Origin of the sequence: Streptomyces sp. CB02058, assembly GCF_001905505.1 — a bacterium.
Lineage (GTDB): Bacteria > Actinomycetota > Actinomycetes > Streptomycetales > Streptomycetaceae > Streptomyces.
Genome location: NZ_LIPG01000006.1, coordinates 586,582 through 602,318 on the forward strand (window position 1 = coordinate 586,582; position 15,737 = coordinate 602,318).

Annotated in this window: 13 protein-coding genes; 7 read left to right on the forward strand and 6 right to left on the reverse strand. The window is 71.3% G+C overall.

The window, feature by feature from the left end; translation table 11 throughout:
* Nucleotides 1-42: 42 nt before the first annotated feature.
* Entirely contained in the window at nucleotides 43-489 is a 447-nt protein-coding gene (locus AMK10_RS30765) for a hypothetical protein (protein ID WP_073751938.1), read from the reverse strand.
* Nucleotides 490-983: 494 nt separating this feature from the next.
* Here AMK10_RS30765 and AMK10_RS30770 point away from each other — a divergent pair, with 494 nt between their 5' ends.
* Genes AMK10_RS30770 through AMK10_RS30785 form a run of 4 tightly spaced genes read left to right on the forward strand, consistent with a single transcriptional unit; the run spans nucleotide 984 to nucleotide 5,243 of the window.
* Nucleotides 984-3,770, forward strand: a complete 2,787-nt coding sequence (locus AMK10_RS30770) for a sensor histidine kinase (RefSeq protein ID WP_073751939.1) — start codon at nucleotides 984-986, stop codon at nucleotides 3,768-3,770.
* On the forward strand, nucleotides 3,767-4,210 hold the full coding sequence (locus AMK10_RS30775; protein ID WP_073751940.1) for a roadblock/LC7 domain-containing protein: 444 nt from the start codon (nucleotides 3,767-3,769) through the stop codon (nucleotides 4,208-4,210). Before AMK10_RS30770 ends, AMK10_RS30775 begins: the two co-directional genes overlap by 4 nt.
* A gap of 9 nt (nucleotides 4,211-4,219) precedes the next feature.
* Nucleotides 4,220-4,657, forward strand: coding sequence for a DUF742 domain-containing protein (locus AMK10_RS30780; protein ID WP_073751941.1), 438 nt, complete (start codon nucleotides 4,220-4,222; stop codon nucleotides 4,655-4,657).
* Complete coding sequence (locus tag AMK10_RS30785) at nucleotides 4,638-5,243, forward strand: GTP-binding protein (protein ID WP_073751942.1); 606 nt, start codon at nucleotides 4,638-4,640, stop codon at nucleotides 5,241-5,243. The genes AMK10_RS30780 and AMK10_RS30785 overlap by 20 nt, the downstream gene beginning before the upstream one ends.
* A gap of 141 nt (nucleotides 5,244-5,384) precedes the next feature.
* Here AMK10_RS30785 and AMK10_RS30790 read toward each other — a convergent pair whose 3' ends face one another.
* Nucleotides 5,385-5,732: a DUF962 domain-containing protein gene (locus AMK10_RS30790; protein ID WP_073751943.1), complete on the reverse strand. Its 348-nt coding sequence runs from the start codon at nucleotides 5,730-5,732 to the stop codon at nucleotides 5,385-5,387.
* A 121-nt stretch (nucleotides 5,733-5,853) separates the two neighbouring features.
* Nucleotides 5,854-6,660, reverse strand: coding sequence for a M15 family metallopeptidase (locus AMK10_RS30795; protein ID WP_073751944.1), 807 nt, complete (start codon nucleotides 6,658-6,660; stop codon nucleotides 5,854-5,856).
* Nucleotides 6,661-6,720: 60 nt separating this feature from the next.
* Here AMK10_RS30795 and AMK10_RS30800 point away from each other — a divergent pair, with 60 nt between their 5' ends.
* Nucleotides 6,721-7,218, forward strand: a complete 498-nt coding sequence (locus AMK10_RS30800; RefSeq protein ID WP_079180922.1) for an NUDIX domain-containing protein — start codon at nucleotides 6,721-6,723, stop codon at nucleotides 7,216-7,218.
* Between the two features lie 87 nt (nucleotides 7,219-7,305).
* On the opposite strand, the gene AMK10_RS30805 is transcribed toward AMK10_RS30800, so the two are convergent.
* The gene (locus tag AMK10_RS30805) at nucleotides 7,306-9,675 is read right to left on the reverse strand and encodes a glycoside hydrolase family 31 protein (protein ID WP_073752078.1); all 2,370 of its coding nucleotides are present in this window, start codon (nucleotides 9,673-9,675) and stop codon (nucleotides 7,306-7,308) included.
* Nucleotides 9,676-9,893: 218 nt separating this feature from the next.
* On the opposite strand from AMK10_RS30805, the gene AMK10_RS30810 reads away from it, so the two are divergent.
* Nucleotides 9,894-11,870 carry an acetoacetate--CoA ligase gene (locus AMK10_RS30810; protein WP_073751948.1) on the forward strand — a complete coding sequence of 659 codons (1,977 nt, stop codon included), beginning with the start codon at nucleotides 9,894-9,896 and terminating at the stop codon, nucleotides 11,868-11,870.
* A gap of 77 nt (nucleotides 11,871-11,947) precedes the next feature.
* Nucleotides 11,948-12,862 (forward strand): hypothetical protein, encoded by a 915-nt coding sequence (locus tag AMK10_RS30815; RefSeq protein ID WP_073751950.1) that lies wholly within the window; start codon nucleotides 11,948-11,950, stop codon nucleotides 12,860-12,862.
* Nucleotides 12,863-12,947: 85 nt separating this feature from the next.
* On the opposite strand, the gene ptsP is transcribed toward AMK10_RS30815, so the two are convergent.
* Nucleotides 12,948-14,618: a phosphoenolpyruvate--protein phosphotransferase gene (gene ptsP / locus AMK10_RS30820; RefSeq protein ID WP_073751952.1), complete on the reverse strand. Its 1,671-nt coding sequence runs from the start codon at nucleotides 14,616-14,618 to the stop codon at nucleotides 12,948-12,950.
* Between the two features lie 76 nt (nucleotides 14,619-14,694).
* Nucleotides 14,695-15,144 (reverse strand): PTS sugar transporter subunit IIA, encoded by a 450-nt coding sequence (locus AMK10_RS30825; RefSeq protein WP_073751954.1) that lies wholly within the window; start codon nucleotides 15,142-15,144, stop codon nucleotides 14,695-14,697.
* Nucleotides 15,145-15,737 lie beyond the last annotated feature (593 nt).

The following is a 15,737-nucleotide window of genomic DNA, read 5'->3' on the forward strand; positions in this document are numbered from 1 at the left end:
ATCAGGCCGAGTCCCTCGCGTGAGCGTCCGGGGCGAGGACCGTCAGGCCCGCGAGAGCCTGCCCTCGCCCCGGCGGCGTATCCGGTCCTCCCTTCGGGCCCGGGCCCTGGCCGCCCGGCGCTCCCGGCGCATGCGGCGTGCGGTGCTGCTCGGCATGGACACCACGCCGTTGCGCTGATTCCACACCTGGCGTGTCACCCAGACGTCCAGCACCGACCAGGTCGCGACCACCGTGCTCGCGACACCGCTCAGCACCATCGGGAAGGCGAGCCAGGAGCCCGCCACGGTGCAGAGGAACGCCACCATGGCCAGAATGATGGTCAGCGACATGATGAGGACGGCCCGCACGGCGGCCGTCCGCACCGGGTCCGGCATCCTGCGCCGTATCGCGGGCTCCTCCACCCACAGCTGCTGTCGTGGGATGCGGGCTCCGGCCGCCGGTGCCTCTGCCGGTGATTCCGCTCCGTTCCGGCGCTCATCCGTTTCCAAGGACCTTCAACTCCCCGCCACTGTCCGACTCCAGGGTGGCTGCCCGGCCGTCGCCCGTTCTACGCGGGCGACACCGCTCGCCTGTCGCACGTACCCCCGTGAGGTTCTTCTGCCCCGTACATGTGGACGAACGCCATGGAGTGAAGATTCCCGCCCGGAGGTCTCAATCAGCCCCGAAAGGTCACGGAACGAAGAATTCCAGCCAACTGCCTTGTGAGGATGCACCGCCTTCGGCCAGGGACTCTCTGTCGCTTTCGCGAACTTCATCGCCGGGAATACCGGTACAACTGGTGAGCAAGGCAAGGGAGAGCGGCTGGAAAACGTCCGGACACGTCTTCGAGTTACCCGTGGGTCAGTAGTAGGCTCGCGCCGCTTGTTGACGGAACACCGGCAGACGTACGGTGGGCCGCGGCGGGATCACGGGAACGACCAGGAAATCCGGAACGACACCGACACAACCACCCCCGCGACGCGGGGCCGAGCTGGGGGAGGCCATGCGCTTTCGCGGGAAGTCCATCCGCAGGAAGATCGTGGCGTTGCTCCTGGTGCCGCTCGCCTCCCTCACGGGCCTCTGGGTCTTCGCCACATACGTCACCGGCCGTGAGGCCAACGAACTCATGGGTGCGAGCGCCGTGGTGGAGAAGGTCGGCCACCCCCTCGAGGACACCATCCGCGCCGTCCAGGACGAACGCCGCCAGACACTCGTCTTCCTCGCGGACCCCCGGGCCTCGGACGCCCTCCCCCTGCTGCGCCGTCAGCGCGCGGCGACGGACCGGATCGTGGCGGACGTCCGGCGGAGCGCGAAGAGCAAGGACGTCCGGGACAAACTGAGCCAGGAATCGGAAGCGCGGCTCGACGCGATCCTCGGCGAGATCGACGGACTGGACGCGCTGCGCGGGTCCGTGGAGAAGCGCACCATCGACCGGACCAGGGCGCTCGCCTTCTACAACGGCCTGGTCGACCCCTGCTACCGCTTCCTGAACGGTCTCCACACGATGGAGAACGTGTCGATGGACAAGCAGGTCCGGGCCCTGGTCGGGATCTCCCGCGCCCGCGAGATGCTCTCCCGCGAGGACGCCCTGGTCGCCTCGGGCCTCATCGCGGGACGCCTCGGCGCACCCGAACTCCGCGCGGTCTCCGACCTCGCAGCGAGCCGTACGCTCCTGTACGACGTCAACCTCGAACTCCTCCCGGGGGACGAGCGCGCGCGTATGGAGCAGTACTGGCGCAGCCCCGACACCGAGCCGCTGCGCACCGCCGAGCAGAAGCTCATCGCCGCGGGCCCGTTCACCAAGCCCGGCGCCGTCGACGCCGAGCGCTGGGAGGAGGTCGCCCCCGCGGTCCTGGCGCACCTGGCCAACGACGGCACCGAGATGTCCAACCGCTTCCAGGACCGCGCCGAGCCCGCCGGCTACCGGGTCCTGATCCAGGCGGGCGTCGCCGGCGTCCTGGGCTTCGCCGCCCTGCTCGTGTCGGTCTTCGTGTCCGTCCGGGTGGGCCGCGAACTCGTCCGGGACCTCTCCCGGCTGCGCAAGGACGCCCACGAGGTGTCCGGAGTACGGCTGCCCAGCGTGATGCGGCGGCTGGCCGCCGGCGAACAGGTCGACGTGGAGACCGAGGCCCCGCACCTCAGTTACGAGCGCGACGAGATCGGCCAGGTCGGACAGGCCCTCAACACCCTCCAGCGGGCCGCGGTCGAGGCCGCCGTCAAGCAGGCGGACATGCGCCGGGGCGTCTCCGAGGTCTTCGTCAACCTGGCACGGCGCAACCAGGTGCTCCTGCACCGTCAGCTGACCCTCCTGGACACCATGGAGCGGCGCACCGAGAACAGCGACGAACTCGCCGACCTCTTCCGCCTCGACCACCTCACCACCCGCATGCGGCGCCACGCGGAAGGCCTCGTGATCCTCTCCGGGGCGGCCCCCTCCCGGCAGTGGCGCAAGCCGATCCAGCTCATGGACGTGGTGCGGGCGGCGGTCGCGGAGGTCGAGGACTACGAGCGCATCGAGGTCCGGCGCCTGCCCCGCATCGGCGTGGGCGGCCCCGCCGTCGCCGACCTCACCCATCTGATCGCCGAACTGCTGGAGAACGCCACGGTGTTCTCGCCCCCGCACACCGCGGTCCAGGTGCACGGCGAACGCGTGGCCAACGGTTTCACCCTGGAGATCCACGACCGTGGCCTCGGCATGACCCCGGAAGTCCTCCTGGACGCCAACCTCCGGCTCGCCGAGACCCCCGACTTCGAGCTGTCCGACACCGACCGGCTCGGCCTCTTCGTCGTCAGCCGGCTGGCCCAGCGGCAGAACGTCAGGGTGTCGCTCCAGACATCACCGTACGGAGGGACGACAGCCGTCGTCTTCATACCCTCGCAGCTGCTCACCGACGCCCCCGACACCCACGGCACCGGCTTCCGCCTGGACCGCCGGGCGGAGAAGGCGATCGGCGGCGGCCGACCGGTCAGCGGCGTGCCCGGCAGCGACAAGGCACGCAGGGACGGCATCGCCGACGGGGACATCGCGGGCAGGCCCGCCGGGCTCTCCCCGGTCCCCACCGGGCTCACCGACCCGTCCGTGCTGGACGGCCCCGTCGAGCTCGAAGGGCCGGTCGGCACACTCGGGTTCACCGACGACCCCGCCCTCGACAGGGCGCTCGACCCGGCGCTCGCCCCCGTGCTCGACGGTGTGTCCGACCTGGAGGACACCGAGAGCGAGCGGGGCGGCATCTTCCGGGCCCGCGACCTGCGCAGGGCCGCCGACCGCGAGCAGCACCAGCAGGCCTACGACGCCTCCGAAGGGCCCTCCGCCGACGTCCGGCCGATGCGGCCCTCCGGGCCCGTCCCGCTGCCGCGCCGCAAGACGCCGAAGCTGGTGGCCGACCAGGGCCGCCGGATCGGCGACCGGGACCGCACGGGCGACGGAGGCCGGGCCCATCCCACGGCGCCCCACGCCGCCCCCGACAGCCGGACGGTCTCCGGTTCCGACGACCCGCAGCGGCCACGCCCCGCCTCCCCGCGCCCCGCGCCCGACACGGTGGGCGGCCTTCCGCGCAGGGTCCGGCAGGCCAGCCTCGCCCCACAGCTCCGGGAGGACTCCGCAGGACGGACTTCCGGCCACGCCCCCGCGGACACCGCCGACGACCTCGAACGTGACGCGGACGAAGTACGCAATCGCATGGCTTCGCTTCAACGCGGCTGGCAGCGCGGCCGTCGGCAGAACGCCGAGGACGCGACCGGCCCCGGCGAGACAGCACCAGGAACGACTCCGGGAGGGGACGGTCGATGACCGCACCGAACGCCGCAGCACAGAACGCAGCACGCCAGGGCTCCGGCGAACTGAATTGGCTCCTCGACGAGCTGGTCGAGCGCGTCGCGAGCATCCGCAAGGCGCTGGTCCTCTCCAGCGACGGCCTCGCCACCGGCACGTCCAAGGACCTGACCCGGGAGGACAGCGAGCACCTCGCCGCCGTCGCCTCCGGATTCCACAGCCTCGCCAAGGGCGTGGGCCGTCACTTCGACGCCGGCCGTGTCCGCCAGACCGTCGTCGAACTCGACGAGGCATTCCTCTTCGTCACGGCCGCCGGTGACGGCAGCTGTCTCGCCGTCCTGGCCGACTCCGACTCGGACGTCGGCCAGGTGGCGTACGAGATGACCCTGATGGTCAAGCGCGTGGGGGCCCATCTGGCGAACGCCCCCCGGACCACCGGTATGCCCGCCGGAGGGTGAGGCGAGGGCATGAGCGCCGACTCCGTCCGTGACACCGCGTCCGGCTCACCGCACGCTTCCGCGGAAGCGGGCTCCTCGCGCTGGTACGACGCCGACGCGGGTCCGGTGGTCCGGCCCTACGCGATGACCCGGGGGCGAACCAGCAGCGCGTCCCGTCACCGTCTCGACCTGATCGCGATCGTCATCCCCGAACCGGCGGCCGACGATCCCGGCCGGGACCAGACGCTCTCCCCGGAACACGTGGAGATCGTCCGACTGTGCCACGACATGCCCCAGTCGATCGCCGAGCTCGCCTCAGGACTGGACCTCCCCGTCGGGGTGGTCCGGGTCCTGGTCGGTGACCTCGTCGAGGACGAGCTGGTGCACGTCACCCGTCCTGTTCCGCCGGCCGAGCTGCCGGACGAGAGCATTCTTCGCGAGGTGATCAATGGCCTTCGGGCGCTCTAGCCGCAGAAAGCGGCACGTCGAGCCCGTCACCCTGAAAATCCTGGTGGCGGGTGGCTTCGGCGTGGGCAAGACGACCCTGGTGGGCGCGGTCAGCGAGATCAGACCGCTGCGTACGGAGGAGAGGCTGAGCGAGGCGGGACGTCCCGTCGACGACGTCGCGGGCGTCGAGGGCAAGCACACCACCACGGTGGCCATGGACTTCGGCCGGATCACCCTGCGCGAGGACCTCGTCCTCTATCTGTTCGGGACGCCCGGGCAGGACCGCTTCTGGTTCCTCTGGGACGAGCTGGCCCAGGGCTCCCTGGGGGCGGTGGTTCTCGCGGACACCAGGCGGCTCGGGGACTGCTTCGCGGCGGTCGACTACTTCGAGCGCCGCGCGATCCCCTTCACCGTCGCGGTCAACCTCTTCGAGGGCGCCGAACAGTTCCCCACCGAGACGGTCCGGGCGGCCCTCGACCTCGACCCCGAGGTGCCGGTGCTGCTCTGCGACGCGCGCGACAGGGCGTCCGTACGGGACGTGCTGGTCGCGGTCGTCGAACACGCCATGGTGCGTGCCGACCGGCTCAGGGAACCCGCCACGACCTGACGGCCGCCGGCGCCGGAACCGGACGCGGCCCGTACCCCCGCCGACCGGGGTACGGGCCGCGCGTGCGGTGAGGGGGGCGGCGGGCGTGACAGGAGTCTTCACCCGGGGTGACGGACCGTCAACCCTGCGCGCACCATTGGATCACGCGTTCTCCGCGAGCCACTTCTGCGCGGTCTCCGCGAGTTCCGCGTCCCGTCCCGCGAGCATCATCCGGATCATCTGCGCGTCGCCGCGCAGCGACCACGCGGGGTTGCCGAACGTCGCCGGATTGTTCTTCTCGATGAGGAAGTGGGCCGGCCACGCGGTGCCGTAGCCGATCAGCGGCAGCGCCAGGGCGTACCGCTTGCGGCCGCGCGCCAGACCGTAGGCGGTCAGGGCGAGACCGGTCAGGGTGCCCGTCAGATGGATCCACCGGGTGGCCGCCCTGGAGTGCATGGCGACGTAGTAGGGCCAGAATTCTTCGTACGAACTGAAAGTCTGCTGTGGCATACGGGCACCGTAGCGGCTGGCACGGCAACCGGATACGGCAGTTCCGCGTCCCACCACGGGGACGGGCGGCCGGAGCCCACGGCGGTGGTCCCGGCCGCCCGTTCCCGTGCGGGGGCCGCTGTCAGTGCCCCGCGACGGAACGCCTGGACACCGGGAAGTCGAAATAGGTGTCGGGGAAGAGCTCGGGCTTGTAGGTGAAGTGCCACCACTCCTCGGCCAGATTCACGAAGCCCAGCCCGGTCAGCGTCGACTTGAGGAACTGACGGTTGGCTCGCTGCACCCCCTGCACCCGGGGGTCGTCCGTGTGCGACAGGGTGTCGAAGCAGTCGTAGCCCGTACCCATGTCCACCGAGTTGTCGGGGAAGCGCGCGTCCCGCGGCGCGTAGCAGGGCGCCAGCTTCTCACCGGGCTCGTACGGCCTGGTCGGCAGCGCCGGCAGCTTCACCAGGGTGAGGTCCACGGTGCTGCCCCGGCTGTGCCCGGACTTCTCCGCGATGTAACCGTCCTCGAACAGACGCGTCTTGTCCACCTGCGGATAGAACTCGTCCTTCATGGCCTGGTCGTCCAGATCCTCGGCCCAGCGCACGAAATGGTCGACAGCGCGCTGCGGGCGGTAACAGTCGTACACCTTGAGCGAGTAGCCCTTCCGCAGAAGGCTCCGCTGGGCCGTGCGCAGCGCCTGCGCCGCCGGCCGCGTCAGGATGCACACGGGCTGCCGGTAGCCGTCCACCGGCTCTCCCACGAAGTTGTGCGCGGTGGTGTAGCGCATCTCCGTGAGGATCGTCGGATCGACGGAGCGAAGGTCGACGAACTCCGGGGGAGCCTTGGGTTCGGGCCGGGCGGAGGCCGCCGGGGCGGCGGCGGTCGCGGCGAGCAGAGCGGCGGCGGCGATGGCCACGGCGCGGAGAACACGGTTCATTCCTGTCATGGGCACACCGTCTATCAGCTTCGGAGCCCCAGGAGAAGGGTGATCGGATACAGTCCGCCCGTGAAGGACTCCCACTGCGGCTTCTGCGGAGCCCCGTACGCCGCCGACACCTGGCCGCGCACCTGCGCCGCCTGCGGCCACACGGCGTACAGCAACCCGCTGCCCGTCGCCGTCGCCCTCCTGCCCGTGACCGGACCGCAGGGCACCGGACTGGTCGTCATCACCCGCACCATCCCTCCGCACAAGGGCGGCATCGCCCTGCCCGGCGGCTACGTCGACCGGGCCGAGGACTGGCGCCACGCCGTCGTACGCGAACTCCGCGAGGAGACCGGCATCCCGGCCGACGAGACCGATGTACGCCTCGCCGACGCGCTGAGCTCCCCGGACGGCCACCTGCTGCTCTTCGGACTGCTCCCGCGCCGCCCCGCCGACGAACTCCCGCCCTCCGCACCGACGGACGAGACCTCCGGATACGAGGTACTGCGCACCCCGGACGAACTCGCCTTCCCCCTGCACACCCGGGCCGTACGCTCCTGGTTCGCCGGCGCCTACGGCTGAGCGGGGCACCGCTGCCGGGCCGGCCACCCGGGATGCGCGGGCCGGCCACTGCCGAGCGAGGGACGGAGAGTCCGTCCGGGCAGGCCACTACGCCTGATCCGGGCCCGCCAGCCCCCGCACCCGGACCGGGCACTCCACCGCGCTCTCCTCACCGTCCCGCTCGACCACCACACGCCCGCCCGAGAGACGCGAGGTGTACCGCTCCACCTCCGCCCGCTCCCAGCCGTCGCCCATGTCCCGTACGACAAGACCGCCACCGGTACGCCCCGCACGCGGCGCCCACACCTCCAGTTCGAGCCCGCCGTCCGCACCCCGCACCGGGATCACCGCACCGGCCCGCGCCAGCACCGGGATCCGGGACAGCGGCGCGTCCACCACCACCTGCCCCGGCCCCTCGTACGCCCGGCCGGTCGCCGTGTCGTACCACCGCCCGTGCGGCAGCCGCACCTGCCTGCGGACGGCGCCCTCCTCCAGCACCGGGGCCACGAGCAGCGCGTCACCCAGCAGGAACGCGTCCTCGCAGTCCCGCAGCGCACGGTCCCCGGACGACCCCCACCAGACCGGACGCACATACGGCGCACCGGTCAGCCGGGCCAGCTGCGCCAGCGTCACGAAGTACGGCAGCAGCCGCTCCCGCTCCTCCAGCGCCTCCTTGGCGTGCGCCAGCACCCGGGGCCCGAACTCCCACGGTTCGCGGCGCCCCGCGTCGATCGCCGCATGGGTACGGAAGAGCGGCATGTACGCGCCCAGCTGGAACCAGCGCAGATACAGCTCGGGCGACGGCGACCCGTCGAACCCGCCGACATCCGGCCCCGAATACGGCACCCCGCAGAGCCCCAGCCCCAGCACCAGGGACAGCGAGGCCCTGAGCCCCGGCCACCCCGTGGCCACATCGCCGGACCAGGTGCCCCCGAACCGCTGCATCCCCGCCCAGCCCGAACGGGAGAACAGGAACGGCCGTTCGTCCGGGCGCAACCGGAGCAGGCCCTCGTAACCGGCCCGCGCCATCGCCAGGCCGTACACGTTGTGCGCCTCCCGGTGGTCCCCTCCGGCGCCGTCCAGCGCATGCCTGGCCGAGCGCGGCAGCGTCGGATCGCCGAACGCCGAGAAGGACACCGGCTCGTTCATGTCGTGCCACACGCCGGAGAACCCCCGGGCGAGCCTCTCCTCGTAGAACCCGCCCCACCACTCCCGCACCAGCGGATCGGTGAAGTCCGGATAGACGCACTCGCCGGGCCAGACCTCACCGGTGACCGGACACCCCTGAGGATCCCGGACGAACGCACCCGCGGGCCCCACCTCCCGGCCGCTGTCGAACACGGCGTTCCCCGCCGACGCCCGCACCGCGGGATCGACGATCGACACCAGCCGTACGCCGTCCTCGCGCAGCTCCTTCGCCAGCCCGGGCAGATCCGGGAACCGCTCCCCGTCGACGGTGAACACCTGATGCGCGTCGTAGTGATCGATGTCGAGATGCAGCACCGACAGCGCAAGCCCCCGCTCCCGGTACCCCGCCACGACCCTGCGCACCTCCCGCTCACTGCCGAAGCCCCACCTGGCATGCTGCGGACCCAGCGCCCACGACGGCGGCAGCGCGGGCGCACCCGTCAGCGCCGTCCAGCCCTGGAGCACCCGGGCCGGCGTGCCCGCGACCACCCAGCAGCGCAGCGGACCGCCCTCCATCCGCACCTCGCACGCCCCGGGGCGGTCATGGCCCGAACCCTCGCCCTCCTCACCCTCCCGCAGGGTCACCGCACCCGGCCAGCTGTTGTCGTGGAAGGCCAGGTGCGTCCCCGCGTCGGACACCACCAGCTGCACGGGCATCGTCACGTACAGAGGATCGTCCTCCGGACCGAAACGGCCTCCCGGGTCCGTGTTCCACAGCCGGTACACGCCCTCCCGCAGCCTCGGGCCCCCGGCCCGTCCGCCCAGGCCGAAGAAACGGGCGTCCGCCGGGACCTCGGACCGCTGCACCCAGCGTGCCGGGCCGCCCGCCACGGGCTCCCACCAGCGCGGCGGCAGCTCCCGGCGCAGCACCACGCCGCCCGGCGTGCGCAGCTCCACCGCTCCGTGCCGCGACACGACGACCGTCATCCGCTCCGACACCACCTGCCAGCCGCCGTTCGTGGCGGGCTCCAGGCGGGCCCGGGGGTCGGCCTCCGGCGCCGCTTCCGGCAGGGCGTACGAAGGCAGCGGACCGGCACCGTCCCAGGACCAGAACACCGCACCGCCGACAGCCACCCGGATCAGCAGCTCCGAGCGGGCGAACCTGACGACACCCCCGCCCGGCTCCGGCTCCGCGCTCACCAGAAGCCCCGGCACACGCGCCCGTTCGGCCCCGCGAGGAGCCAGCGCCCGCGCATCCGCGCGATGGCGCCGCCAAGCCGAGCGCACCGTGCGCATCCCCTGTACGGAACCGACCATTTTCACCGAGCGCAGCAGGTCACGACCATCCATGCGGGCCACCCTGCCATCCAGCCGGACGTATCAGGGCTCCGTTCAGCTTCCGTTCACCTGTGTCTCCACCACACAGGGGGACACGCAACCATGGCAGGCGGACCCTGGTGCGCAAGACGATCACATGGCATCGTCCGTAAATGCCGTTCGCGCGCACGACCCAGCCGGTGAGCGCGCCGGACGCCCACCCCGCGTACCCGAAAGGCCAGGGAGCCCCCATGACCTCAGCAGCCGACGAAGCCCCCCTCTGGCAGCCGGAGCCCGAGCGCGTCGAGGCTGCGGCCGTCACCCGCTTCCAGCGATGGGCGGCCGAGCGGTACGGTGCGCCGGCCGAGGGCGGATACGCGGCGCTGCACCGCTGGTCGGTCGATGAGCTCGACACCTTCTGGAAGGCCGTCGCCGACTGGTTCGACGTCCGCTTCTCCACCCCGTACGAAGCGGTCATCGGCGACCGCACCATGCCCGGCGCCCAGTGGTTCCCCGGCGCCACCCTCAACTACGCCGAACACGCCCTGCGTACGGCCGACGACCCGCTCCGCGCGGACGCCCCCGCCCTGCTGTACGTCGACGAGACCCACACCCAGGTCGCCATCAGCTGGTCCGAACTCCGGCGCCAGGCGGGCTCGCTGGCCGCCGAACTCCGCGCCATCGGCGTCACGCCCGGCGACCGCGTCAGCGGATACCTCCCCAACATCCCCCAGGCGGTCGTCGCGTTCCTCGCCACCGCGGCCGTCGGCGGAGTCTGGACGTCCTGCGCCCCCGACTTCGGGGCGCGCAGCGTCCTGGACCGCTTCCAGCAGGTCGAACCCGTCGTCCTGTTCACCGTCGACGGCTACCGCTACGGCGGCAAGGAGCACGACCGCACCGACACCGTGGCCGAACTCCGCCGCGAACTGCCCACCCTGCGCGCGGTCGTCCACATCCCGCTCCTCGGCACCGACGCGCCCGAGGGGGCCCTCGAATGGTCGGCGCTCACCGCCGCGGACGCCGAGCCCGTCTTCGAGCAGGTGCCCTTCGACCACCCCCTCTGGGTGCTGTACTCCTCCGGCACCACGGGGCTTCCGAAGGCGATCGTCCAGTCCCAGGGCGGCATCCTGCTGGAACACTTCAAGCAGATCGGCCTGCACTGCGACCTCGGCCCCGACGACCGCTTCTTCTGGTACACCTCCACCGGCTGGATGATGTGGAACTTCCTCGTCTCCGGCCTGCTCACCGGCACCACCGTCGTCCTGTACGACGGAAGCCCGGGCTACCCGGACGTCAGCGCCCAGTGGCGCGTCGCCGAACAGACCGGCGCGACCCTCTTCGGCACCTCCGCCGCCTATGTGATGGCCTGCCGCAAGGCGGACGTCCACCCGGGGCGCGACCACGACCTCAGCCGTGTCCAGTGCGTCGCCACCACCGGCTCACCGCTCCCGCCCGACGGCTTCCGCTGGCTCCACGACGAGGTGGCCGAGGACCTCTGGATCGCCTCGGTCAGCGGAGGGACGGACGTCTGCAGCTGCTTCGCCGGCGCGGTGCCCACCCTGCCGGTCCACATCGGCGAGCTCCAGGCCCCCTGCCTCGGCACGGACCTCCAGTCCTGGGACCCCGCGGGCGAGCCGCTCACGGGCGAGGTCGGCGAGCTCGTCGTCACCGCCCCCATGCCGTCCATGCCGGTCCGCTTCTGGAACGACCCCGACGGAAGCCGCTACCACGACAGCTACTTCGACATGTACCCCGGCGTGTGGCGCCACGGGGACTGGATCACCCTCACCGAACGGGGATCGGTGATCATCCACGGCCGCTCGGACTCCACCCTCAACAGGCAGGGCGTCCGGATGGGATCCGCCGACATCTACGAGGCGGTGGAGCGGCTCCCCGAGATCCGCGAATCCCTCGTCATCGGCCTGGAGGAGCCGGACGGGGGCTACTGGATGCCGCTGTTCGTCCACCTCGCCGACGGTGCCGTGCTCGACGACGCACTCCGCGACAGCATCAAGCGGACCATCCGCGAGAACCTCTCCCCACGCCATGTACCGGACGAGGTCATCGAGGTACCCGGCATCCCGCACACCCTGACCGGCAAGCGCATCGAGGTGCCGGTCAAGCGGCTCCTCCAGGGCACAGCCCTGTCCAAGGCGGTCAACCCCGGCTCCATCGACAACCTCGAACTCCTCCACTTCTACGAGAAGCTGGCCCGCGAGCGCCACTGAGCCGTCCGGCGAACCGTCACTGTCAGTCCCTCTGATTACGCTGAGTGAGCATCGATTCGCAGCGCACAGGGGGACTCATGGCGCACAGCAAACAGACCAGGCGCGTCCAGCACCGGTCCGGACCATCCATCAGGCGCGCCCTGCGCCGCGAAGTGCCCAGCACCGTCGGCCTCCTGGTCGACGCCGAGGACTTCGCGGCCATGCGCCGCTACCGGACCTTCACCTTCGACGACCACTCCGTCTACCTCCGGCAGGTCGAAGGCCTGCTCAGGACACTCGCAGCCCAGGGGACGCACACCACGGTGGCCCTCTTCGACCCGGAGGACTACGCCGAGTTCTGCACGGAAGCGGGCATCGACCCGGACGACCGTACGAGCCGCAGCCGGTTCACCGCCGAGATCGCCGCGGCAGGCGCCACCGTGGCCTATGCGGGCCAGCCCATCGACACGCTGATCCCGCTGCTCGTCTCCCGGGCGGTCCGCCGCGCGACCTGGGAGTACGCCACGATGCTGCTGGCAGGCCTCGGCGACTGCGCGGACTGCGGGCAGGACATCGGCCGGGCGGCCTTCGACCGTGCCTCCCACCTGCTGGGGCGGCTGCTGGACGCCGCGGGACCCGGCACCCACCACGTCGTCTGCAGCACACCGACGGACGACGACCAGCTCCTCGCCGTCCTGCACACCTCACGGGACACCGACGGCCCGGCCCGGCTCGCGTCCTCAGAAGGAGCGGAGTTCGCCACCGTGCTCGCCGTCGGCGTCGCACTGGAGACACAGGGAGGCGTCGTCCTGCGCACCACCGCACCAGGCGCGCCCGACCGCGTGCACGGCTGGCGCCTGGACCGGGGGAGCCTCGTCCCGCTCACTGCGGGCGCGGTCTTCAGCGCCTACTGCACCGACGCCGACACGGGCGAACCCGTGTCCCCGGAGTCGGGCGTCGAGTACTGCGCCGGCTTCGACCTCGGCGCCGACGAACCGGAGGCGCACCGCTGACCCACCACCGAAAGCCGAAGGAGCCCCCACCGTCACCGGCGGGGACCCCTTCGGCGGCCGGCCGCGCCCACGCGCGGCCGGACCGTCACTCGCCCGACAGCACCGCCTGAGCCGCGAGACGCGCCTCGTCGGCGGAGTCCGCGGCGCGCGCGGCGGAGGCCGCACGCTCGCACTGCGCGAGGGTGTGCTTCGCCAGCGTCGCCCGCACATAGGGAATGGACGCCGCACCCATGGACAGAGAGGTGACACCCAGACCGGTCAGCACACACGCGAGCAGCGGATCCGAGGCGGCCTCACCACAGACACCGCAGCTCTTCCCCTCCGCCCTCGCGGCATCGGCCGACAGCGCGACCAGATCCAGCAGCGCCGGCTGCCAGGGGTCCTGGAGACGTGACACGGCCCCCACCTGACGGTCGGCGGCAAAGGTGTACTGCGCCAGGTCGTTGGTGCCCAGCGACAGGAACTCCACCTCCTGGAGGATCGACCGGGCCCGGAGCGCGGCTGACGGGATCTCCACCATCGCGCCGAACTTCGCCTGGAGCCCCGCCTCACGGCATGCGTCGGCGAACGCCTTCGCGTCGGCACGGTCCGCCACCATCGGGGCCATGACCTCGAGGTAGACCGGCAGCCCCTCGGCCGCCCGGGACAGCGCCGTCAGCTGGGTCCGCAGCACATCCGGGTGGTCCAGCAGGCTGCGCAGACCACGCACACCCAGAGCGGGGTTCGGCTCGTCCGCGGGCGTCAGGAAATCCAGCGGCTTGTCGGCGCCCGCGTCCAGCACGCGCACCACGACACGTCCCTCGGGGAACGCCTCCAGCACCGCGCGGTACGCCTCGACCTGCTTCTCCTCGGACGGAGCCTGCTTGCTGTCGTCCAGGAACAGGAACTCCGTACGGAACAGCCCGACACCCTCGGCACCGGCTTCCAGCGCCGCCGGAACATCACCGGGGCCACCGACATTGGCGAGCAGCGGCACCTTGTGACCGTCGGACGTGGCACCGGGACCGGTCACGGCCGACAGCGCCGCCTTGCGGGCGGCCGAGGCGCTCTCCATCTCGGCGCGCTTCTCCGGGCTCGGCTCCACGAAGATCTCACCGGTGCTGCCGTCGACCGCGACGACCGTGCCCTCGGCGATCTCACCGGCTCCGGGGAGCGCCACCACGGCCGGCACACCGAGCGCCCGCGCGAGAATCGCGCTGTGGCTGGTCGGCCCGCCCTCCTCGGTGACGAAACCCAGCACGAGGGTGGGGTCGAGCAGAGCCGTGTCGGCAGGTGCCAGGTCACGCGCGATCAGCACGTACGGCTCGTCACTGTCCGGAACACCCGGCATCGGCACACCGAGGAGCCGGGCCACGATCCGGTTCCGTACGTCGTCGAGGTCGGCGACCCGCCCCGCCAGGTACTCCCCGGCATTGGCCAGCAGAGCCCGGTACGCGGCGAACGCGTCGTACACACCGCGCTCGGCGGTGCTGCCGACAGCGATGCGGCGCTCCACATCGGCGATGAGCTCGGGGTCCTGCGCCATCATGGCCTGGGCCTCCAGCACGTGCTGTGCCTCGCCCCCCGCCAGGTTGCCGCGCGCGATGAGGTCGGCCGCAACAGCTTCCACGGCCTGGCGGGCGCGCCCCTGCTCGCGCTCGGCCTCCTCCGCGGGAATCTGTTTGGCCGGGGGTTCGAGCACCGCCGTACCCATGTGCCGAACTTCGCCGATCGCCACACCGTGGCTCACGCCGACGCCTCGCAGCGTTGTCTCCATTTCACCCGTCTCCGATTGTGCGGCGGCTACGCCACCGCGGTGGATGCCCAACTGGCCCGTCACTGCGCCGAGGCTGTCACTGCCAGCCGAACAGCGTCTCGCCGACCTTCACGTCGCCGTCCTCGCGGACCTCGGAGAGGGACTCGGCGGTCGCCTCCAGGGCCACGACCGGGCAGATGGCCGACTTCCCGGCGGCTTCCACACCGGCCGGGTCCCAGCGCACGATGCCCTGCCCGCGGGTCACGGTGTCCCCCTTGTTCACGAGCAGCTCGAAGCCCTCGCCGTTGAGCTGCACCGTGTCGATCCCGAGGTGCGTCAGCACTCCGTGACCCTGGTCGTCGACGACGACGAAGGCGTGGGGGTGCAGGGAGACGACGATTCCGTCGACCGGCGAGACGGCCTCGGAAGGCTCGCGCACGGGGTCGATGGCCGTACCGGGACCCACCATCGCTCCGGAGAACACGGGGTCGGGCACCGCGGTGAGTCCGATGGCGCGGCCGGCAAGAGGGGACGTCACTGTGGTCATGGAGAGCCTCCCAGGGGCGGGGATCCGTCTGTCACCGCCACGGCTGATGGAGGGCGGCGTACTGATCAGCAGCGTAAGTCATATGAAGTCCCGGTTCCGCCCGAGAGCTACCGGTTGGTGGACCAAGAGGCACACCGGAAACGATTTGCCTCGTCTCAAGGGGAGCTGTACTGTCGTACTCCTGCCTGGCCCCACCGCGACCTCTGGTCCGGGGTCGGCGGCGACTTCCAAGCCCAGACTGTAACTCCGATCGAGCTTCCGCATGCCTGCGGGACCCCCGGTCAAGGAATACAAAAAGGCCTGATAGAGTCGGACTCGCCGGAAAGGGAAACGCGAAAGCGAAGAACTGGAAAGCGAAACAAGCAGTAACCCGCTTCGGCCGGGAATCGGACACGAAAGAGTCTGATAGAGTCGGAAACGCAAGAACGAAGGGAAGCGCCCGGAGGGCCCCGGTGAAACGGGACCGAAGGAAGCGTCCGTTCCTTGAGAACTCAACAGCGTGCCAAAAGTCAACGCCAGATATGTTGATACCCCGGCCTGCATCGCAGGTTGGTGGTTCCTTTGAAAAGTCCTGCTGGTCCTTCGGGTCCGGT